At 70.7% G+C, this 19,881-nt stretch carries 18 protein-coding genes and 1 riboswitch; of the genes, 10 read left to right on the plus strand and 8 right to left on the minus strand.

Translation table 11 applies throughout. From position 1 onward, the window contains the following. Positions 1-72 precede the first annotated feature (72 nt). Together ABS41_RS09670 and ABS41_RS09675 are read left to right on the plus strand one after the other, a co-directional pair. Positions 73-882 carry a ribonuclease H-like domain-containing protein gene (locus ABS41_RS09670; RefSeq protein ID WP_290593380.1) on the plus strand — a complete coding sequence of 270 codons (810 nt, stop codon included), beginning with the start codon at positions 73-75 and terminating at the stop codon, positions 880-882. A 66-nt stretch (positions 883-948) separates the two neighbouring features. Continuing rightward, complete coding sequence (locus tag ABS41_RS09675) at positions 949-2,076, plus strand: hypothetical protein (RefSeq protein WP_290593382.1); 1,128 nt, start codon at positions 949-951, stop codon at positions 2,074-2,076. Between the two features lie 52 nt (positions 2,077-2,128). Here the strand turns inward: ABS41_RS09675 and ABS41_RS09680 are convergent, their stop codons facing one another. Then, the gene (locus ABS41_RS09680) at positions 2,129-3,796 is read right to left on the minus strand and encodes an endonuclease (RefSeq protein WP_290593384.1); all 1,668 of its coding nucleotides are present in this window, start codon (positions 3,794-3,796) and stop codon (positions 2,129-2,131) included. A gap of 167 nt (positions 3,797-3,963) precedes the next feature. Here ABS41_RS09680 and ABS41_RS09685 point away from each other — a divergent pair, with 167 nt between their 5' ends. Beyond that, the gene (locus tag ABS41_RS09685) at positions 3,964-4,860 is read left to right on the plus strand and encodes an oxygenase MpaB family protein (RefSeq protein ID WP_290593386.1); all 897 of its coding nucleotides are present in this window, start codon (positions 3,964-3,966) and stop codon (positions 4,858-4,860) included. Positions 4,861-4,925: 65 nt separating this feature from the next. Further along, positions 4,926-5,477 (plus strand): phosphoribosyltransferase family protein, encoded by a 552-nt coding sequence (locus tag ABS41_RS09690; protein ID WP_290593388.1) that lies wholly within the window; start codon positions 4,926-4,928, stop codon positions 5,475-5,477. On the opposite strand, the gene ABS41_RS09695 is transcribed toward ABS41_RS09690, so the two are convergent. The 5 genes from ABS41_RS09695 to ABS41_RS09715 form a co-directional block, all read right to left on the minus strand. Then, positions 5,474-6,286 carry an NYN domain-containing protein gene (locus ABS41_RS09695; RefSeq protein WP_290593390.1) on the minus strand — a complete coding sequence of 271 codons (813 nt, stop codon included), beginning with the start codon at positions 6,284-6,286 and terminating at the stop codon, positions 5,474-5,476. The genes ABS41_RS09690 and ABS41_RS09695 overlap by 4 nt on opposite strands. Before the next feature lie 28 nt (positions 6,287-6,314). After that, positions 6,315-6,773 (minus strand): hypothetical protein, encoded by a 459-nt coding sequence (locus ABS41_RS09700; protein ID WP_290593392.1) that lies wholly within the window; start codon positions 6,771-6,773, stop codon positions 6,315-6,317. 94 nt (positions 6,774-6,867) lie between these two features. Next, positions 6,868-7,494 carry a BON domain-containing protein gene (locus ABS41_RS09705; protein ID WP_290593393.1) on the minus strand — a complete coding sequence of 209 codons (627 nt, stop codon included), beginning with the start codon at positions 7,492-7,494 and terminating at the stop codon, positions 6,868-6,870. A 231-nt stretch (positions 7,495-7,725) separates the two neighbouring features. Next, positions 7,726-8,568 (minus strand): hypothetical protein, encoded by an 843-nt coding sequence (locus ABS41_RS09710; RefSeq protein WP_290593394.1) that lies wholly within the window; start codon positions 8,566-8,568, stop codon positions 7,726-7,728. Then, positions 8,565-10,181 carry an MASE1 domain-containing protein gene (locus ABS41_RS09715; RefSeq protein WP_290593395.1) on the minus strand — a complete coding sequence of 539 codons (1,617 nt, stop codon included), beginning with the start codon at positions 10,179-10,181 and terminating at the stop codon, positions 8,565-8,567. The genes ABS41_RS09710 and ABS41_RS09715 overlap by 4 nt, the downstream gene beginning before the upstream one ends. A 160-nt stretch (positions 10,182-10,341) precedes the next feature. On the opposite strand from ABS41_RS09715, the gene ABS41_RS09720 reads away from it, so the two are divergent. From ABS41_RS09720 to zapE, 4 genes are all read left to right on the plus strand, one after another. After that, positions 10,342-10,857: a c-type cytochrome gene (locus tag ABS41_RS09720; RefSeq protein ID WP_290593397.1), complete on the plus strand. Its 516-nt coding sequence runs from the start codon at positions 10,342-10,344 to the stop codon at positions 10,855-10,857. A gap of 65 nt (positions 10,858-10,922) precedes the next feature. Beyond that, positions 10,923-12,686 carry an ExeM/NucH family extracellular endonuclease gene (locus ABS41_RS09725; RefSeq protein ID WP_290593399.1) on the plus strand — a complete coding sequence of 588 codons (1,764 nt, stop codon included), beginning with the start codon at positions 10,923-10,925 and terminating at the stop codon, positions 12,684-12,686. Positions 12,687-12,702: 16 nt separating this feature from the next. Next, positions 12,703-13,374 carry an alpha/beta fold hydrolase gene (locus ABS41_RS09730; protein ID WP_290593402.1) on the plus strand — a complete coding sequence of 224 codons (672 nt, stop codon included), beginning with the start codon at positions 12,703-12,705 and terminating at the stop codon, positions 13,372-13,374. After that, complete coding sequence (gene zapE / locus ABS41_RS09735; protein ID WP_290593404.1) at positions 13,367-14,470, plus strand: cell division protein ZapE; 1,104 nt, start codon at positions 13,367-13,369, stop codon at positions 14,468-14,470. Before ABS41_RS09730 ends, zapE begins: the two co-directional genes overlap by 8 nt. A gap of 16 nt (positions 14,471-14,486) precedes the next feature. On the opposite strand, the gene ABS41_RS09740 is transcribed toward zapE, so the two are convergent. Next, on the minus strand, positions 14,487-14,990 hold the full coding sequence (locus tag ABS41_RS09740) for a MopE-related protein (RefSeq protein WP_290593406.1): 504 nt from the start codon (positions 14,988-14,990) through the stop codon (positions 14,487-14,489). Beyond that, positions 14,987-15,577: a putative metal-binding motif-containing protein gene (locus ABS41_RS09745; protein ID WP_290593408.1), complete on the minus strand. Its 591-nt coding sequence runs from the start codon at positions 15,575-15,577 to the stop codon at positions 14,987-14,989. The genes ABS41_RS09740 and ABS41_RS09745 overlap by 4 nt, the downstream gene beginning before the upstream one ends. Positions 15,578-15,665: 88 nt before the next feature. Between ABS41_RS09745 and ABS41_RS09750 the strand changes: the two genes are divergently transcribed. After that, positions 15,666-16,967 carry an amidohydrolase gene (locus tag ABS41_RS09750; protein WP_290593410.1) on the plus strand — a complete coding sequence of 434 codons (1,302 nt, stop codon included), beginning with the start codon at positions 15,666-15,668 and terminating at the stop codon, positions 16,965-16,967. A 34-nt stretch (positions 16,968-17,001) separates the two neighbouring features. Further along, positions 17,002-17,239: riboswitch (cobalamin riboswitch) on the plus strand. A 218-nt stretch (positions 17,240-17,457) separates the two neighbouring features. After that, positions 17,458-19,839 (plus strand): ribonucleoside-diphosphate reductase subunit alpha, encoded by a 2,382-nt coding sequence (locus ABS41_RS09755; RefSeq protein ID WP_290593412.1) that lies wholly within the window; start codon positions 17,458-17,460, stop codon positions 19,837-19,839. Positions 19,840-19,881: the final 42 nt, after the last annotated feature.

The following is a 19,881-nucleotide window of genomic DNA, read 5'->3' on the forward strand; positions in this document are numbered from 1 at the left end:
GCGGGAAGGGCGACCCCTCTCCCCGGCCCTCTCCCACAAGGGGAGAGGGAGACAGGCAAAGCCCCTCTCCCCTTGTGGGAGAGGGGTTGGGGAGAGGGGTCCCCCCAATCGCTGCCACGTCCCCAAGTACCTGAAAATATCCGCCGCCTGCTCGGCCTGCGCACCCGCTCGCTCTCCGTCGTGCCCGCGCCACGCGTGCAGGACCGCCACCTGCCCGGCGACGAAATCGCCCCCGGCCTGCGCTACGTCGAATCCCGCCACGACGCCCCGCCGCTGCCGCATTCCATCGACGCCCGCTTCGCCCGCGACTTCACCGACCTCGCCCGCGACGAGGTGCTGTGCTTCGACACCGAAACCACCGGCCTGGCCGGCGGCACCGGCACGCGGGCCTTCGTGATCGGCGCGGCCGACCTGGTGGACGGCCAGCTGCGCATCCGCCAGCTGCTGACCACCACCCTGGCCGCCGAGCAGGCGATGCTCGAAACCTTCGCCCGCTGGCTGTCGCCGGCCACGGTGCTGGTGAGCTATAACGGCCGCAGCTACGACGCGCCCCTGCTCAAGGCGCGCTACCGGCTCGCGCGCCTGCCCTGCCCGGTCACGCCGCTGGCGCACCTCGACCTGCTGCATCCGTCGCGCCGGCGCTGGCGCGGCCGCTGGGAGAACTGCCGCCTGGCCACCATCGAACACCGCGTGCTGGGCGTCGTGCGCGAGGACGACCTGCCCGGCAGCGAAGCCCCGCGCGCCTGGCGCGACTACCTGGGCGGTGGCCCCGCCACCGACCTGCGCCGCGTGCTGGCGCACAACCACACCGACGTGCGCAGCCTGGCCTGGCTGCTCGCCCACCTCGCCAAACAGGGGTCGGAGGTAATTTCCCCGCCCTGAAGCCGTTCGGCTTGCTGATTGGTCCCGTGGCGGGGAAATTACCTCCGACCCCATGCATTGACGGCCATGCCCGAGCCCTTCAAGAACCTGATCAATGCCGCGCTGGTGCAGGCCTGCGGCCAGCACCTGCGCCGCGCCTGGCCCGGTTTCGACCGCCGCGGCTTCGAGGCGCGCGCGCTCGGCGGCCTCGATGCGCTGGAGATGAAGGCACGTGCGATGCACATCGCAGACGCGCTGGAAGCGACGCTGCCGGAAGACTTCGATCGCGCCGCCGGCATCATCGAGCGCGCGCTGGCACCACCGGCCACCGACGACCGCCTGGGTTTCGCCACCAGCGAGGCCGGTCTGGCCGGCTGGATCGGCTGGCCGCTCGGCGAGTTCATCGCCCGCCGCGGCCAGTCCGAACCGGAACGTGCGCTGCTGGCGCTGCGCGAACTCACCCAGCGCTTCACCAGCGAGTTCGCCGTGCGGCCCTTCCTGCAGAACCACTTCGCGCTGACGATCACGCGCCTTCGGGCGTGGAGCAGCGACGCCAGCCCACACGTGCGCCGCTGGACCAGCGAAGGCAGCCGGCCGCGCCTGCCCTGGGGACTGCAGGTGAAGTCGCTGATCGTCGATCCGTCGCCGACGCTGCCGCTGCTCGCGTCCCTCCAGGATGACCCCAGCGAATACGTGCGCCGCAGCGTGGCCAACCACCTCAACGACATCGCGAGGGACCACCCGGCCGTGGTCGCCGAATGGCTCGAAACCTACCTGCCCGACGCAGGCGCCGAACGAACGGCCCTGCTTCGCCACGCCAGTCGCACCCTGGTCAAGCGGGGCGATCGTCGCGTCCTGAAGGCCTGGGGCCTGGGCGGCCGGCTGGCGGGCACGGCGAGTCTGGCGCTGACGCCCGGGCGGGTGTCGGTCGGTGAGTCGGTGCAGCTGAAGGTGACGATCGCATCGGACTCGCGGCGCAGGCAGGACCTGGTGATCGACTACGTCGTGCACCACCTCAAGGCCAACGGCGGGACGTCGCCCAAGGTGTTCAAGGGCTGGACGCTGGCGCTGGCGCCGGGCGAAACGCGCCAGCTTTCCAGGTCACATTCGCTTCGGCCGGTCACGACCCGCCGCTATTACCCCGGGCTGCACCGCATTGAGCTCAAGGCCAATGGCACCGTCGTGGCCGAGGCCTGCTTCACGCTGTGCAGCTGAAAAGAACGGGCCCGCCGAAGCGGGCCCGTCGATCAGCGGCGCAAACGTCGCCCTAGTTGCACTGGTTCTGGAACACGCAGGCGACCCATTGCGGGTTGTCGATGAACGGGTTGCGGTTGCCCTGGAACGAGTAAACCGCCTCGTTGCGCAGGCGCTCCTTGTCGTCCACCGGATCCTCGGCGTGCCAGCGCAGCAGGTCGGCCAAGCGACCCATGTAGGCCACGTTGAGGTTGCTCGAGGACGCCTGGATCAGGCCCGGGTCGTCGGTGAGCACCAGGTCGGGTTCGGCCACGCCGGTCACGCCGTGCGTGCCGCCTTCGTAGCGCACGTCCATGTACAGGAGTGCGCGCGCCACGTCGCCCTTGCGGTCCCCCCAGGTCTGCCAGTAGCTGGTGTCGTACCAGTTCGAGTTGCCGGGGAACACGCCGGTGCCGCCGCCCTTGCCTCCGTTCGCCACGGTGCTGCGCTCGGTGCAGTTCACGAGGCAATCGGCGTAGGGCTTGTTGCCGCGCGAGCTGTTGTAGCCTGCATCCGACAGGAACAGCATGTGCGTGTCGGTATACGGGTAGTTGCCGCTGCCGTCGTTGGTGAAGCCGTAGCTCTTGGGCCAGGTGTGCTCGCGGTTGTACTCGGTGTTGCCTCCGCCGACCTTGGCGTAGCTGGCGTTCTTGTACACGTCGAGGATGCGGCCAGGGTTGAGGGGGTCTTCGTCGGCGAACTCCAGCACGTCCCAGGTGTCGGTGGCCGTGGACGTGTACGGGATGCGCTGGTGGTCGTCGATCAGTGCATGCAGGCTGGCGCGCAGGGCGCTGGCGCTCGAGGTGTTCACGCCACTGTAGTAGTCGTTGCCCGGCACCGAGGCGGTGGTGAACACGAAGCTGTGGTTGGCCGCCATCGGCGTGGCCACGCCATCGAGGTCGGAGACCTTGCTGGCCAGCACGTCCACCAGGCAGTCCTCGAGGCCGACCAGGTTGGACTGGGGGTCGGCGGTCCAGGTGGTCGGGCCACCGCTGACGGCCACCGGCACGTTGCCGCTGGTGTCGCATCCCAGCACGATGGCGCCCGCCTGCAGCGACACCGGCTCGGAGAAGGTGATGCTGATGTTCGCATCGAGTGCGACGGCCGAGCTGCCGTCGGCCGGCGACGTGGCCGTGACGGTGGGCGCCAGGTCCGGCACCGGGAAATTCTGGCCCGCGTTGCAGGTGCCGAAGCTGCTGGCCGAGGCCGCATGCCAGCGGAAGTCGGCATAGGTGCTGCCGGTGCCCTTGAGCTGCAGCGAATGGCCCACAGGCGTCGCTTCCGACTCCGACACGCCGATGTTCACCGAGGTGCGATTGCGCGCCGGGCCGTCGGCGGCCTTGAACTGGCCTTCATAGCTGAGGAACTGCACCACCGTGCCGCTGGCGTTCACCAGCGCCACGCCATCCGGTGCGCCGTTCTGCAGGCCCGATGCATCGACGCTGGCGAAGCCGTAGGCGCCGCACGTTGCACCCAGCGTGCCCGAAAGGCTGCGGGTGCCATAAACCTTGCGGTCGGCGCCGTTGTAGAAGTGAAGCGACCAGCCGTTGAGCGAGGTTCCAGCGTCGCCGGCCACCTCGATGCGCTCGCCGACGTCGGTGCCGGCGTTGTCGTAGTGGATTTCGTTGATCCAGACGCCGGCGCTGGCAAACGCAGGACACAGCAACAGCGCGGGCAACAGCCCGTTCTTGAGCTTCAACATGTAGGAAATCTCCCCAATTTCCCGTCGGATGATTGCCGACCGACGTGACACTAATCTTGCCGACCCACCGCCGCCACGGGGGCTGGAACACTTTCCGACGAACGGTGGCCAAGCCGCCGCCGGCACGGCACGACCAGCCCTTCACGGCGCCTGCCTAGACTGGCCCGATGCTCTCCCCCCTCGCCCACCCGCTGCGCACCTGGGTCCTGCGCGCCTTCCCGCGCGGGGAAAGCGGCATCGACTACGACCAGCCGGCCGGCGATCCGGGGCTGTTCCCGCACGACGGTGCCGCCTGGCGCATCCACGCCGACTTCGCCGGCATGCTTTCCGGCGGCCTGTGCGCGCTGATGCTGCAAACCCTGCACCCGGCCGCGCTGTCGGGCGTGTGGGACCACTCGAACTTCCGCACCGACCTGGTCGGCCGCCTGCGCCGCACCACGCACTTCGTCGCCGGCACCAGCTATGCCTCGCGCGCCGAAGCCGAACGCCTGGTGGCGCGCGTGCGGCGCATCCACGACAAGGTGCAGGGCGTCACCGAAAGCGGCGCGCCGTATTCAGCCAACGACCCGGCCCTGCTCACCTGGGTGCACGTGACCGAGGCCTTCGGCTTCCTGCAGGGCTACCGCCGCTTCGCCGGCCCGGTGCCCACCGACGACGCCGACCGTTATTACGATGAGTCGCGCGTGGTGGCCGAGATGCTGGGCGCGCGCAACGTGCCGCGCACCGAGGCTGGGGTGGATGCCTACTTCGAAAGCGTGCGCGGCGAACTGGCCTTTACCCACCGCTCGCGCGCGGTGCTCGGGGTGCTGGCGACCATGTCGCTGCCCGTGCCGATGCCTGGCCTCTCGCGCCAGGTGTTCCTGGGCGCCGGCGCGACCCTGCTGCCCGACTGGGCGCTGCAGATGCTCGGACGCGGCCCGCGCGAGCGCCTGCGCGACGCCGCCGGCGCGCGCGCGCTGGCCCTGGCCGCGCCGCTGTTCCGCGCCGGCCTCACCGACGGTCCCGCCCAGCACGCCTGCCGGCGCATGGGCCTGGACCCGGACTGGGTGCGTCGCGGCTTCTGAGCCCCGCGCGCTCGCCGCCGGCGCGCCGCTGGGCTAGGCTGGAGGTGTCGCCGCCGGAGACCGCCATGCCCGCCGATCGCTTCCGCCTGTATTCCGAAACCGACCTGGCCCTGGTGATCGACGACATGGCCCGCCAGGCCGCCGCCCTGCTCGACGCCACGCCCACCGTGCTGCTGGGCATGCTGCGCCGCGGCTCGCCGCTGGCCGACCGCCTGCTGTCCCGCATCCGCGTGCACGCGCCCTGGGCCGAGATCTCGCGCCTGGACCTGAAGGTCAAGCGCTACGCCGACAACCTCGAGCTGCTGCATCCGGAAACCGCGCTCGAGGCGCCCGCCGACGCCAACCTGATGAACCGCCGCGTCATCGTCGTCGACGACGTGCTCTACCAGGGCTATTCGCTGATGCGCGTGTTCGAGTGGGTGGCCACCCAGAAGCCCGCCCACGTGCACGCCGCCGTGCTGGTGGACCGCCAGCGCCACCGCATGCCGGTGCGCGCCGACATCGTCGGACTCACCCTCAAGATCGCCCCCGACGACGTCATCGAGTGCAACGTGCCGCCCTACGAATCCGACTTCGCCGTCGACCTCTGGCGCCCCGCCGAAGGCGTGAAGGGCTAGGCCGCCCGCGCGCGCACGTACAAATCCTTGCCGCCCGCCGAGCTGGCCAGCTCCTTGAGCTCGAACCACTTCGGGTGCGCCTTGAACAGCTCGCTGAGCTTGCGGTGCCCGTACAGGCGCGGATCGAAGTCCGAGCGCAGCTTGTTGAGGTAGCTGCCGACCGCGCCCAGGTGGGCCCAGCCTTCCTCGTCGCCCGCTTCCTCGATGGCCTGGTTAAGCAGCTTCCGCGGCACCTGCTGCGGCGCCTTGGGCTTCTCGGCCGGCGCGGCGACGGCCTTCGCCGCCGACTTGGCGGGCGCCTTGCCGGCGGGCTTGGCGGGCTCGGCCTTTTCGGGCTCCGTCGCTTCCTGGCGCAGCACTTCGGTGTAGATGAACTTGTCGCAGGCCTGCACGAAGGGATCGGGCGTCTTGCGCTCGCCGAAGCCGTAAACCGTCAGGCCGGCCTCGCGCAGGCGCTGGGCCAGGCGGGTGAAGTCGCTGTCGCTCGACACGAGGCAAAAGCCATCGAAGCGGCCCGTGTACATCAGGTCCATCGCGTCGATGATCAACGAACTGTCGGTGGCGTTCTTGCCCGAGGTGTAGGCGAACTGCTGCACCGGATGGATGGAATGCTTGAGCAGCACCTGCTTCCAGCCCTGCAGCCGCTGCGAGGTGAAGTCGCCATAGATGCGCTTCACGCTCGCCACCCCGAACTTCGCCACCTCCGCCAGCAAACCCTCGATCACCGAAGGCTGCGCGTTGTCGGCGTCGATCAGGACGGCGAGGTGATCCGCCTCCTCGCGATCAATCGGGTTGGGCTTCTTCGCCATGATGTGGTCCCCAAGGTTCCTGCGTGGCTCAGTCCTGGCCGTCGTCGAGGGCCAATGCACCCGTGGCGGCTACGGCGGCATGGGCGGCGGCGTGGCGCGCGGGGGAATCGGATTGGATGACGAGCAGGATCTTGCCGTCCTCGACCAGGGCGCGGTAGCGGGCGCGCACGTCGTCGGTGGCGTGGTCGCCGGCGAGGGCGCGGAACCAGCCGGCCACGTTGCTGCCCAGCAGGCTGATGAAGCCGGCGCCGGCCACGCTCACGCCGAGCGTGGGCACCGTCACCGCCGAGAGCCCGGCCAGCAGGCCGCGCACGTGGCCCTGGGCGTCGGAGTCGCTGGCCATCGGGTCGAGCTCGAGCTCGATGTCATGGCGGGCCACCAGGGAAATGGCCTCGTCGTCCACGCCGGCGGCGCGGGCGGCGGCCAGCGCGTCTTCCAGCGCGGCCAGGTCGTCGAGGGCGAAGACGCTGCGGTTCTCGTCGCTCATGGATTTCCTCACGTTCAAGCCGGACCAACGGAAACGGCCGGGCCCGGAGGCCCGGCCGTCGCCGTCCACTCTGACATGGATGGCGCGCTGGCGCTTACTCGCGCACCACGCGCAGCCCGGTGGCCACCACGCTGCGCACGCCGCGGGTGGACTGGGCCAGCTCGACCGCCTTGTTGCGGGCCTCGAGGCTGGGCGCGGTGCCGGTCAGGGTCACCACGTTGCCCTTGACGTCGACATTGATGTCGGTGCCCTTCACCTGCTCGTCGGCAAGCAGCTGGCTCTTGACCTTGGTGGCGATCCAGGCGTCGTCGATGCCGTCGCCGGCCTCGTCCATGCCCTCGCGCAGTTCGCCCGACAGGGTGGCGGTGTTGGCGTCCTGGCGCGCCTCGCTGCCCGGGGCGGCCACGACCAGGTTGTTCTTGATCAGCACCACGTTCTCGGCCCGGCCGGCGAGTTCGCTGGCGGCGAGCTTGGCGGCCTGGCTGTCGGCGCCGCCGGTCAGGGTGACCACGCCGTTCCAGGTGTCGACGTTGATGTCGAAGCCCTTGGTGCGGTCGTCGGCGAGCAGCTTGGTCTTCACCGAGGCGGTGATGGCGGCATCGGTGGCCACCTGGCTCGCGGTGCGCTCGGCGCGCTGTTCCTCGGCCTGGGCGGACGCGGAAGCGGCGCCGAAACCCAGGGCGATGGCGGTGGCGAGCAGGGAAGTCTTGATCGCGTTCATGGGGCTCTTCTCCTTTTGAACGTTTCGGGGGGAACGGCCCGGTGGGCCTGGCCCGACGGGGCGACCGGGGGATCGCCAGCACGTCCGTCGAACGTGGGGCCGAGGTTGTGCGCCAAGAACGCAACAAAAACTGAAGCGGATGTTTTTATTTCGTTCGCGCGCGCTTCGCCGCGCGGCTTTTTACCAAGCCGCGTCAACCATTTGCGAAAACATGAACGTTTCCCGGCGGATTCAGTCGCGGCGCCACATTTCCGGCGGGAACACCAGCAGCTGGCCGCGCATGCCCCCGGGCACGCTGGTGTCGAGTTCGCCCGCGCAGTTCTCTTCCTTCTGCAGGCGCGCGGTTCGCTCCACGCCGGCGAGTAGCTGCGCCTGCATCGCCTCGCCATCCAGCTTCGGGTCGACGTAGATGTCGTGGCTTGTGCAGCCACCGGTGCTGCGCACTTCGATCGCCGGCACCAGCGTCGCCATCGCGTGGTTGGCGAAGCGGTCGAAGTTCTCCTGCGGAACCCGCTTGGGCAGCGCGCTCAGGCGGCCTTTGTGGAGGAACAGGCCGCGGTGGAACATGAAGATCAGCGAATCCATCGGCCCTTCCTTGCGCACGTAACGCAGGGCCTGGCGGCGGCCGAGGTCTGGGCCGTCCTTGCCCACCGGGCCGGCGCTGCCGTCCTCGTCGACGGTGCCGAGGTCGAAGGCTTGCTCGTCGGCGTACTCAACGTCGGAATACGCGCCCTGCGCCGCCGCGCGGTCGATGTCGGCGCGCGTGGTGCGCATGCCGTAGTCCAGCGCCTCCCCGCGGTCCATCCGCCCCACCGGGTACACGAACACGTCCAGGACCACCTCGGGCACGTCGTCGTGCCGGTAGCGCACGCTGGCGCCGGCCTGCGGCGCGCCCTCGAAGTCGCCCATCCCCACCAGCGTGAAGGCGCCCACGCGCTCCGGCGCCAGCACCAGGCTGCGTTCGATGAAGGGCCGCTGCGGCGCGGCGGCGGCCTGTTCCACCGGGCGGGTGGGGGTGCCGGCGCAGGCCGCCACGGTGCAAGCGGCGACGAACGCCAGCAACGCCTTCTTCATGCGGTGTTTCCTTGTGAGAGGGAATTGGTCCGGCCGCTGGCCAGGAAGCGCACCTGGTGGCGGTGCGCATGCACCTGCGGTTCGAGCAGGTAGTCGCCCTGCACGGCCATCACGCGGTCCTTGATGCCCGGCACCTGCTCGAGCGGCGGAAGGTGCTGGGCATAGGGCGAGAACTCCAGGTCCACCACCAGCTCCACCGCCTGCCCGGCCTGGCCGCGCTGCACCGACAGCACGAGCACGAAGCGCCGCACCATCTCCAGGCGCACCGCCTCGCGCACCGCCGCCTGGCAGATGCGGTAGACGGTGGTGCGGGCGTCTTCGCCCAGCGCGTCCACGTCGCCCTCGAAGCGCGGCTCGAACAGCACGCCGCTGTCGTCGAGCATGTCGCGCAGCGGGCCGGTTTCGAGCGCCTGGCGCAGGCCGTGGCTGTCGAGCTGCGGCGGCCGCAGCTGGCGCAGCGCGCGGCGCAGGCTGTCCTGGATCTCGCGCACCTGTTCGCGCAGCGACTCGAGCAGGCGCGTGCCCTGTTCGTCGCGCACGTCGCGGAAGGCCAGGCTGATGCGCGTGCCCAGCGCGTGGATGGCGTGGCCCAGTTCGTATTCGAGTTCGCTGGCGAGCTCGCGCTGGCCCTGCTCCTCGAGCCGCACCAGGCGCTGGCCGACTTCGCCCAGCTCGCCCGCCAGCTGCTCGAGCTCCTGGGTCTTGGCCGCCAGCTCGGCGTGGCGCGCGGCCAGCTCTTCGTGGCTGTGGCGCAACGCCGTGCTGGCCGCGCCCAGCACCAGCGCGCCGCCGCCCACCACGGCCAGCACGAGCTGCAGCATGGTCACGTCCACGGTCAGCAGGCCGGTCTGCACCAGGGCCTGGATGGTCACGCCCAGCAAGGTGGTGCCCAGTGCGCTGCCGGCCCAGCCCTGGCGGAAGCCCAGGAAGAACAGCGGCGCGAAAGCCAGCAAGAGCACGTACATCGCCAGGTCGGCGTAAGCCTGCAACAGCAGGAACATCGCCACGGCCGCCGCCAGCACCAGCATCAGGTCGCGCACCAGGCCGGCGTGGCGCGAGCGGCGCAGGCTGCCGTGCGCCAGCGCGGCCAGAAGCGGTGCCAGCGCCAGCTGGCCGATCAGGTCGCCGTACATGAAGGCGAACATGCTGGCCAGCGAATCGGCCGTGCTCATGGGGTAGGTGACCAGGAACATCCACAGCAGCGGCGACACGCCGGCCGCGCCCAGCAGGCCGGCCAGCAGGAACAGCAGCATGCGGGTGGGCGAATCGGGCGGCGGGGCCGGCTGGCTGCCGCGCAGCAGGTACACCACCGCGGCGTAGACCAGCCACGGCGCCACGCACACGGCCAGGAAGGTGGTGGTGAACAGGGCGTAGCCCAGCAGTACGGACTTGATGGCCTGGCCCACCACTTCGGCAAGGGCCAGCCAACCCCAGCGTCGGGTCGGGGTCAGCCAGAGCAGGGCCAGGCGCAGGCCCGCGGGCAGGAACCACAGCTGGGCCGACAATTGCTCCAGGCCGAGCCAGGCCAGCAGGGCCAGCAGCGAAAGCAGCGCCCACCGACCGTTCCGGCCGGGGCCTGCATCCTGCAGCAGTGCCAGTGGCTGCCAAGCCATCGTTCGCGTGATTCCCCCGCCGGTCGTCCCGGCCCGTCCATGCTACCCGACCACCACGTGAAGACGGGCCCGGACGCCGAAACTTCACTTGGAAGGGATGGGGCCGATATAATCGCGGGTCTCTTATCCACAGGGCCCCGGCCCGACCTCAGGACTTCCCGTGCGCAACCACGATCTGGTCTTCCTCAAGCACTTCTCGATGGTCATCGTCTTCCTGGCCGTCGTCACGCTCGGGCTGATCCTGCTCGGCATGTACTTCAACAACCTGCAGGAGCCGGAGCCCAACCCGGTGGCCGAGGCCGCGATGGTTGCGCGCGTCAGCCCGGTCGGCGCCGTGTACGCGGGCTCCACCGGTGCCGCCGCCCAGGCCGCCGCTGCCGCCCAGGCCGCCGCCGCGTCGGCCGGCCAGGTCGCCTACGACGGCACGCTCGACGGCAAGGTCATCTACGACGCGCTCTGCGGCGCCTGCCACACGGCCGGCGTGGCCGGCGCGCCCAAGATGGTGCGCGGCGACTGGACCGCCCGCATCGCCCAGGGCATGGAGACGCTCAACAAGCACGCCATCGAGGGTTTCCAGGGCGCCGCCGGCGTGATGCCCGCCAAGGGCGGCAACCCGAACCTGAGCGACGAGCAGGTCATCGCCACCGTGCAGTGGATGGTCGACAACCTGCAGTAAGCTTGGCCCCACGCCCTTGCACCAGACGCCGCCTCCGGGCGGCGTCTTCGTTTCCGGAGATCCGCATGCGCCGTCCGCCCCTGTTCCTCGCCCTGCTGCTGGCCGGCTGCACGCCGCCGCCCGGCGAGCTGGCTTCCGATCCGGCCCCGGCCGGACCCGTGGCGATCGCCGTGGTTCAGGGCTCCGGCCAGCGCAGCCCGCTCGAGGGCCGCGAAGTGGTGGTCGAAGGCCTGGTGTCGGCGCGCTTCGGCGGACTCGACGGCGTGTTCCTGCAATCCGAAGCGCCGGACGCCGACCCGGCGACCTCGGAAGGCCTGTTCCTTCCCCAGCCCGACGACGCGCAACCGAAGCTGCGGGTCGGCGACCGCGTGCGGGTGCTCGGCACCGTGGCCGAACTGGGCGACGCCGGCAATACGCTCACGGCCATCGAACCGCGCGAGGTCGAGGTGCTGGGCCGCGGCGACGTGACGCCGCTGGCCCTGGCCAGCGCCCCGCCCAGCCCGGGCGACTGGGAGCGCTACGAAGGCATGCTGGTGACCATCACCACCCCGCTCACCGTCACCGGCAACGAAGACCTGTCGCGCTTCGGCGAACTGCGCGTGAGTTTCGACGGCCGCCTGTTCGCGCCCACGGAGATGGCCCCGCCCGGCCCGGCCGCGCGCGGCATCGCCGCCGAGAACGCCCGCCTGATGCTGCGCCTCGACGACGGCCGCACCAGCCGCGACCCGAAGACCCTGTGGTTCCTGCCCGGCAAGCGCCTGCAGGCCGACGCGCCGCTGCGCGTGGGCAGCGTGCTCGGCGGCGTCACCGGCGTGGTGGACCAGCGTTTCGGCGGTTACCGCCTGCAGCTGTCGGAGGCCCTGGGCAGCATCGAGCAGGCGCCGCGCCCGGCGCCGCCGGAGGTCGGCGGCGACCGCCGCATCGCCGGCTTCAATCTGCTCAACCTGTTCAATGGCGACGGCCAGGGCGGTGGCTTCCCCACCGCGCGCGGCGCCGCCACCGAAGCCGACTACCTGCGCCAGCAGGCCAAGCTGGTGGCCACGGTGCAGGCCCTGGACCCGGACCTGGCCGCGCTGATGGAGATCGAGAACGACGGCTACGGCCCGGACTCGTCCATCGCCGGCTTCGTGGCCGCGCTCAACGCCGCCGGCCCGCACCGGGACTGGCGCTTCATCGACACCGGCACCGGCCCGGGCGACAACCCGATCCGCGTCGGCATGGTCTACCGCACCAGCCGCTTCACTCCGGTGGGCCGCCCGGCCCTGCTGGCCGAGGGCCCGTTCCGCGACCGCAGCCGCGTGCCGCTGGCCCAGGCCTTCCGCGCCGGCCGCGGCCCGGTGTTCGTGGTGGTCGCCAACCACTTCAAATCCAAGGGCGGCTGCGGCGAGGCCCGCGACGGCGATGTCGACCAGGGCGACGGCCAGGCCTGCTTCAACGCCACCCGGGTCGAGTCCGCCCGCCTGCTGAACGCCTGGCTGGCCAAGGACCCCACCGGCACCCGGCCGGCCGGCCACGTGCTGATCGGCGACTTCAACGCCTACGCCCAGGAAGACCCGATGCGCCTGCTGCGCGACGAGGGCTGGCAGGACGCCTTCGCCCGCATGAAGCTTGAGCGGCCCTACTCCTATGTCTTCCAGGGCCTGTCGGGCCGGCTCGACCACGCCCTGCTCGACGCCGGCCTGGCCGACCGCCTGCGCGGTGCCGCCGAATGGCATTCGAACGCCGACGAAGCCGACGCGTTCGGCTACGTTTCGGGGCTTGATCCCGACGGCCCCTGGCGCGCCTCCGACCACGACCCGCTGCTGCTGGGCCTCGACCTGGCCCGCTAAGGGCTATGATCCGCGCATGGACGCCCTGCCCGCCTTCCCGACCGAATCCGGCCCGCTGCTGATCCCCGGCCCGGCCGGCCTGCTCGAGCTGATGGTGGACCTGCCCGAGGAAGGGCAGGAGCGCGCCGGCGTGGCCGTGGTCTGCCACCCCAACCCGCCCGAGGGCGGCACCCTGCACAACAAGGTGGTCACGATGGCCGCGCGCGCGGTCAGCGAGCTCGGCCTGGCGGCGGTGCGCTTCAATTTCCGCGGTGTCGGCAAGTCGGAAGGCAGCTGGGACGAAGGCCGCGGCGAAATCCTGGACCTGCTGGCGGTGGCCAACTGGGTGCGCAAGGTGCGCCCCGACGACGCGCTGTGGCTGGCGGGCTTTTCCTTCGGCAGCTGGGTGGCCCTGCAGGGCGCGCGCCAGCTGCCGGTGAAACAGATGATCTCGCTGGCGCCGCCGGTGGGTTTCCGCGATTTTTCCGGCGTGCAGCCGCCCAACTGCCCCTGGCTGGTGGTGATGCCCGACGCCGACGAGGTGGTGGACCCGCAGAAGGTCTACGCCTGGATCGACGGCCTCGAGCACAAGCCCTCGCTGGTGAAGATGCCCGACACCAGCCACTTCTTCCATCGACGCCTGATGGACCTGCGCGGCGCGATCAAGAACGGCGTGCGCAAGAACCTGCCGCCGCCGCGCCATGGCTGAAGCCGCGGCGGCCCGGCCGCCGTCGCAGGCCTATGCCGCCGGCGTCGCCAGCGGCCGCTGGCAGGACGACCCGGCGCAGCGCCCGGCGCTGGCCGAACTCGACCGCATCCACCGCGAACTTCTCGCGCGCGAATCGCTGCCCGCGTGGAAGCGCCTGTTCGGGCGCGGCCCCGGCGACGTGCGCGGGCTCTACCTGTGGGGCGGCGTGGGCCGCGGCAAGACCTTCCTCAACGACCTGCTCTACGACCAGCTCGGCGCGCTGCCGCGCCGGCGCTGGCACTTCCATCGCTTCATGGTCGAGGTGCACGCACGCATCCAGGCGCTGCCCGACGACACCGCCGACACCGTGGCCGTGGTCGCCGACCAGCTGGCCGACGAACTGCGCCTGCTGGTGCTCGATGAGTTCATCGTCTCCGACATTGCCGACGCGATGATCCTCGGCCGCCTGCTCGAGCGCCTGTTCGCGCGCGGCGTGGTGCTGGCCACCACCTCCAACACCGAACCGAAGAACCTCTACCGGGACGGCCTGCAGCGCGCGCGCTTCCTGCCGGCCATCGCGCTGCTGGAAAAGCACTGCGTCGTGCACTTCCTCGACAGCCCGCAGGACTACCGCCTGCGCCAGCTCACCCGCGCCGAAACCTACCTCACGCCGCTGGGCGACGCCGCCGAGCAGGGCCTGGCCGAGCACTACGCGCGCCTGTCGGCCGACTGCCCGGGCGAGGACGGGCCGCTGGTGGTCAACGGCCGCGCCATCGCCGTGCGCGCGATGGCCGAGGGTATCGCCTGGTTCGACTTCGCGGCGCTGTGCGAGGGCCCGCGCGCCGCCGCCGACTACATCGAGGTCGCCCGCGACTTCCACACCGTGCTGGTCTCGAACGTCCCGGTGCTCGACGCCACCCACGACAACGCCGCGCGCCGCTTCGTGCACCTGGTGGACGAGCTCTACGACCGCAACGTGAACCTGCTGCTCAGCGCCGCGGCCGAGCCGGTCTGGCTCTACGCCGGCGACAAGCTGCGCCAGGAATTCGAGCGCACCGCCTCGCGCCTGATCGAGATGCGCAGCGCCGAGTACCTGGCGCGCGAACACCGGCCCTAGGCTCGGGCCGGCGGGCTCAGCGGCACATCGCGTCGATGAAGCCGTCGCCGTCGTCGTCGCGGTCGCCGACGGTGCTCGTGTCGCAGTCCTCGTCGATGCCCTGGGCGTCGCAGATCTCGGTCCGGCCCGGGTTGCGGTTGGGATCGGTGTCGTCGCAGTCGTCGCCGCCGCAGGCGATGGCCGCATGACCGTCGCCATCGGCATCGGGCACGTCGCAGACGCCGACGCGGCAGCGGTCGCCCTGCTCCACGCAGGTTTCGCCCTGGCGGCATGGCGGGCTGCCGGCCACGCAGCCGCGGCGGTCGGCATTGGCGGCCTGCGGCGCGCAGCGCTCGGCGCCGTTGCAGAAGACGCCGTCGCTGCACTGGCTGTCGCGGGTGCAGATGTCCTGGCCGGCGATGCGCACCACCGGGGCCTTGTCGCCACCGCTGCCCACGCGCACGCGCACGGGATCCTGGGCGACGGCGGCGCCCGCGAAGCTGGCCAGCACGAGCGCGGCGGCGAAGAAGTGGCGGTTCATGGGCAGGTCCCCAGGCTGGGATTGCGGGCGGGATCGGTATCGTCGCAATCGCGGTCGTTGAGCGAGAGGTTGGACAGGGCCTGGCCCACCGGGCAGGTGGCCACGGGATAGCGCGAATCGCCGAAGCCGTCGCCGTCCTGGTCGCGCCAGAGCGTCCAGGTCACGCCTTCGTCCACCTGGCCGTCGCAGTTGTCGTCCTTGAAGTTGCACACCTCGACCTGGTTCGGGTGCACGCTGCGGTCGCGGTCGTCGCAGTCGGCCGGCTGGCGGCGGTAGTCGCGCCGGTTCTGCGGCACCACCGCGGGCGGGCGCAGCGCGGCCTCGGCGTCGCGCTCGGCCTGCAGGCGCAGCTTGCGCAGCTGCTCGTAGTCCATGCCGCCGCGCACGCCGAGCTGTCGTTTGAAATCCCCCGGCGGCTGCGCGACGCGGGCGGCCGGCGTGCCCAGCTTCGACGCCACCCCGGGCCGCAGCGTGTGCGCGGCGGGGGCAGGCTTGGCCTCGCTCCCGGGCGGCTTGTTCTCCTGCGCCGAGGGCGCGGCGGAGAGGCCGGCGAACAAAACCACCAGAGCGAGCACGAACGGTCTCATGGCGTTTCCCCTGCGATGGCGGGCGGCGCGGCCGGGGCCGCGCCTGGGCGCATGCTAGCATCGGCCGACGCCTCGAAGGGGACCCGAAATGCGCCGCTTGCTGCTTGTTTCCGCCCTCGCCGCCGCGCTCTGCGGCCCTGCCTTCGCCCAGGCGCCCGACGTCGAGGCCATGGCTTCGTCGGTCGATGCCAAGGTGCAGGCCTGGCGCCGCGACATCCACCAGAACCCGGAGCTGGGCAACCGCGAGGTGCGCACGGCCAAGCTGGTGGCCGAGCACCTGCGCGCCATCGGCCTGGAGGACGTGCGCACCGGCATCGCCACCACCGGCGTCACCGCCGTGCTTCGCGGCGGCAAACCGGGTCCGCGCATCGCCCTGCGCGCCGACATGGACGCGCTGCCGGTCACCGAGCGTACCGGCCTGCCCTTCGCCTCGAAGGCCACGGGCGTGTTCAACGGCGAAACCGTGGGCGTGATGCACGCCTGCGGCCACGACGCCCACGTGGGCATCCTGATGGGCGTGGCCGAGGCGCTGGCCGCACGCAAGGACGAGCTCGCGGGCGAGGTGCTCTTCATCTTCCAGCCGGCCGAGGAAGGCCCGCCGGATGGCGAGGACGGCGGCGCGGAGGAAATGCTCAAGCAGGGCATCTTCGACGACTTCAGGCCCGAGGCGGTGTTCGGCCTGCACGTGTTCAGCACGCTCAACGCCGGCCAGGTGGGCTGGCGCAGCGGCCCGGCGATGGCGGCTTCCGACCGCTTCAACATCGTCATCAAGGGCCGGCAGACGCACGGCTCGCGCCCCTGGGGCGGCGTGGACCCGATCGTGGCCGCGGCCGACGTGATCGGCACCGCCCAGACCATCGTCAGCCGGCGCCAGAACATCAGCAAGCAGCCGGTGGTGGTCACCTTCGGCGCCATCAAGGGCGGCGTGCGCTTCAACATCATCCCGGACGAGGTGGAGATGGTGGGCACCATCCGCACCTTCGACGAAGGCATGCGCCAGCAGGTGTTCGCCGACCTCAGGAACGTGGCCGAAAAGGTCGCCGCCGCCCACGGCGCCACCGCCATCGCCCAGGTGCCCGACACCAAGGGCAACCCGGTTACGGTGAACCACCCGGCGCTGACCGCGCGTTTGGTGCCCAGCCTCGAGAAGGCCCTCGGCGCGTCGAACGTGGTGGAAATGGACCTGAACATGGGCGCCGAGGACTTCAGCTACTACGCCCGCGAGGTGCCCGGCTTCTTCTTCTTCGTCGGCGCCACCCCGCCCGGCCAGGACCCGCTCAAGGCCCCCTCCAACCACTCGCCGGAGTTCTTCCTCGACGAGCAGGCCCTCAAGGTCGGCACCCGCGCCATGCTCCAGGTCGCCCTCGACTACCTCCACGAGACCGACTGACCCTGTCCCCGGTTTGACCTGTGGGGGCGGGGCCCACTATCTTGGGCTCGTCGGTCCCGGGCGCCACCAGCGCTTGGGTTAATAGGGAAGCCGGTGGGAATCCGGCACTGCCCCGCAGCGGTATGTGGAAACGACCGCCGTCATGAGCACTGGGAGTGTGGGTCGGGCCTGAAGGCCCGCCTGCAGACGCCTGGGAAGCGACGGCCAGTAGGGGAGGCGCCCGCGCCTCGCGTCCACGAGTCCGAAGACCTGCCGACAGCCGCGCGAATGCACGCCGCGCGGTGACCGGCCCAAGGGTCTCCGGGGGGAGACGGCGCCGGTGTCGTGGCGCCGCGTCCCGCCGGCTGCGACACCCGTTCTCCGTCCTCCCTGTCGACCCGACGCCCGCGGGGGCGTGGCCGCGATGGCGCGTATTGCGCCTTCGCCGCGTTCCCGCGCGCCGCCTTCCGAGGGAGGGGCGGCGACCGTGCGCAACGCACCGGAGAACGCCATGAACCCTGCCAGCCCCGCCGTCGCCCCCGTCGAGGACGACGCGCCGCAATTCGTCCTCACCCCGCCCGCCACCGCGCTGGGCATGACCGTCACCAAACGCAACGGCCGGCGCGAGCCGGTGGACCTCAACAAGATCGTGCGCGCCGTGCAGCGCCACTGCGACGGCCTGCACGCCGTCGACCCGATGCGCGTGGCCACCCGCACCATTTCCGGCCTGTACGACGGCGCCAGCACCCGCGAGCTCGACGAACTCTCCATCCGCACCGCGGCCTTGCTCACCGCCGAGGAGCCCGAGTACGGGCGCCTCGCTGCACGTTTGCTGGCCGAATGCATCGGCAAGGAAGTGGCGGGCCAGGAAATCCACGCCTTCTCGCAGTCGGTGGCCCGTGGACACGAGCTGGGCCTGGTGGGCGACCGCCTGCTGGCCTTCGTGCAAGCCAATGCCCGCAAGCTCAACGATGCGCTCGATGCCTCGCTCGACCGTCGCTTCGACTACTTCGGCCTGCGTACGCTCTACGACCGCTACCTGCTTCGCCACCCCACCGCCCGCACCGTCATCGAAACCCCGCAGCAGTTCTTCCTGCGCATCGCCTGCGCCCTCAGCGAGGACGTTCCCGAGGCGCTGGCGCTGTACCGGCGCATGGCCAGCCTGGACTACCTGCCCAGCTCGCCGACCCTGTTCAACGCCGGAACCACGCACGAGCAGCTTTCGAGCTGCTTCCTGCTCGATTCGCCGGAGGACACGCTCGAGTCGATCTACCGCAAATACGCCGACGTGGCGATGCTGAGCAAATTCAGCGGCGGCATCGGCGTTGCATTCACCCGGGTGCGCTCGCGCGGCTCGCTGATCCGGAGCACCAACGGTCACTCGAACGGCATCGTGCCCTGGCTCAAGACGCTCGACGCCTCGGTCGCGGCCGTCAACCAGGGCGGGAAAAGGAAAGGCGCCGCCTGCGTTTACCTCGAGCCCTGGCATGCCGACGTTGAGGAATTCCTCGAGCTGCGCGACAACACCGGCGACGAAGCCCGGCGCACGCACAACCTCAACCTGGCGCACTGGATCCCGGACCTGTTCATGCGCCGGGTCGAGGCCGACGGGCCATGGTCGTTGTTCGACCCGAAGGCGGTGCCGCAGTTCACCGACCTGCACGGCAAGGCCTTCGAAGTCGCCTACGAGCAGGCCGAAGCCGCCGGGCGGGCCGTGAAGACGATCCGCGCGCGCGACCTGTACGCGAAGATGATGCGCACGCTGGCCCAGACCGGCAACGGGTGGATGACCTTCAAGGACAAGTCCAACCGTGCCAGCAACCAGACCGCGCGCCCGGGCAACGTGATCCACCTGTCGAACCTGTGCACCGAAATCCTCGAGGTAACCTCCGACGACGAAACGGCGGTGTGCAACCTGGGTTCGATCAACCTCGGCCAGCACCTCGGCGAGGATGGGTTCGACTTCGGCAAGCTCGCCGAAACGGTGCGCCTGGCGGTCCGCCAGCTCGACCGGGTGATCGACCTGAACTACTACCCGATCGAAACCGCCCGCCGAGGCAACCTGCGCTGGCGGCCGGTGGGCCTGGGCTGCATGGGCCTGCAGGATGTCTTCTTCCGCCTGCGCCTGCCCTTCGATGCGCCCGAGGCGCGCGCGCTGTCGGCGCGCATCGCCGAGGAAATCTATTTCCACGCGCTCGAGGCCAGCTGCGAGCTGGCCCAGGCGCGTGGCCGGCACCCGAACTTCGACGAGACCCGCGCCGCAAATGGCGAGCTGCAGTTCGAGGCCTGGGGCGTGCAGCCGGCCGAGCCGGCGCGCTGGGACGCGCTGCGCCGACGCATCATGCAGCACGGGCTCCGCAATTCACTGCTGGTGGCCATTGCCCCCACGGCCACGATCGCATCGATCGCCGGCTGCTACGAATGCATCGAGCCGCAGGTGAGCAACCTGTTCAAACGCGAAACCCTCTCCGGGGACTTCCTGCAGGTCAACCGGCACCTGGTGGCCGAGCTCAAGCAGCTGGGGCTGTGGACGCCGGAGATGCGCGACCGCATCAAGCTCGCCGAGGGCTCGGTGCAGGGCATTGCCGAGATACCGGCGACGCTGCGGGCGGTCTACCGCACGGTGTGGGAGGTCCCGATGCGCTCGCTGATCGACATGGCGGCCGACCGCGGCGCCTACATCGACCAGAGCCAGTCGCTGAACCTGTTCATGGAAAGCCCGAACATCGGCGCGCTGTCCTCCATGTACATGCACGCGTGGAAGCAGGGCCTGAAGACCACCTACTACTTGCGCTCGCGCCCCGCCACCCGCATCGCCAAGACCACGGTCGAGGCGGCGGTGGCCGTCGCCTGCTCGCTCGAGAACCCCGAAACCTGCGAGGCCTGCCAGTGACCGCCCCCCGTTTGCTCGACCCCGGCTTCAACCTGACCCTGC

The organism is Arenimonas sp. SCN 70-307, from assembly GCF_001724815.1.
In the GTDB taxonomy this organism is placed as follows: Bacteria; Pseudomonadota; Gammaproteobacteria; order Xanthomonadales; family Xanthomonadaceae; genus Arenimonas.

Bases quoted from the DNA above. Each gene is read 5' to 3' on its own strand.
- ABS41_RS09750 (WP_290593410.1), top strand. From the start codon at position 15,666: ATGCGCCGCTTGCTGCTTGTTTCCGCCCTCGCCGCCGCGCTCTGCGGC.
- ABS41_RS09755 (WP_290593412.1), top strand. From the start codon at position 17,458: ATGAACCCTGCCAGCCCCGCCGTCGCCCCCGTCGAGGACGACGCGCCG.
- ABS41_RS09730 (WP_290593402.1), top strand. From the start codon at position 12,703: ATGGACGCCCTGCCCGCCTTCCCGACCGAATCCGGCCCGCTGCTGATC.
- ABS41_RS09690 (WP_290593388.1), top strand. From the start codon at position 4,926: ATGCCCGCCGATCGCTTCCGCCTGTATTCCGAAACCGACCTGGCCCTG.
- ABS41_RS09680 (WP_290593384.1), bottom strand. From the start codon at position 3,796: ATGTTGAAGCTCAAGAACGGGCTGTTGCCCGCGCTGTTGCTGTGTCCT.
- ABS41_RS09695 (WP_290593390.1), bottom strand. From the start codon at position 6,286: ATGGCGAAGAAGCCCAACCCGATTGATCGCGAGGAGGCGGATCACCTC.
- ABS41_RS09685 (WP_290593386.1), top strand. From the start codon at position 3,964: ATGCTCTCCCCCCTCGCCCACCCGCTGCGCACCTGGGTCCTGCGCGCC.
- ABS41_RS09675 (WP_290593382.1), top strand. From the start codon at position 949: ATGCCCGAGCCCTTCAAGAACCTGATCAATGCCGCGCTGGTGCAGGCC.
- ABS41_RS09745 (WP_290593408.1), bottom strand. From the start codon at position 15,577: ATGAGACCGTTCGTGCTCGCTCTGGTGGTTTTGTTCGCCGGCCTCTCC.
- ABS41_RS09740 (WP_290593406.1), bottom strand. From the start codon at position 14,990: ATGAACCGCCACTTCTTCGCCGCCGCGCTCGTGCTGGCCAGCTTCGCG.
- ABS41_RS09725 (WP_290593399.1), top strand. From the start codon at position 10,923: ATGCGCCGTCCGCCCCTGTTCCTCGCCCTGCTGCTGGCCGGCTGCACG.
- zapE (WP_290593404.1), top strand. From the start codon at position 13,367: ATGGCTGAAGCCGCGGCGGCCCGGCCGCCGTCGCAGGCCTATGCCGCC.
- ABS41_RS09715 (WP_290593395.1), bottom strand. From the start codon at position 10,181: ATGGCTTGGCAGCCACTGGCACTGCTGCAGGATGCAGGCCCCGGCCGG.
- ABS41_RS09705 (WP_290593393.1), bottom strand. From the start codon at position 7,494: ATGAACGCGATCAAGACTTCCCTGCTCGCCACCGCCATCGCCCTGGGT.
- ABS41_RS09710 (WP_290593394.1), bottom strand. From the start codon at position 8,568: ATGAAGAAGGCGTTGCTGGCGTTCGTCGCCGCTTGCACCGTGGCGGCC.
- ABS41_RS09700 (WP_290593392.1), bottom strand. From the start codon at position 6,773: ATGAGCGACGAGAACCGCAGCGTCTTCGCCCTCGACGACCTGGCCGCG.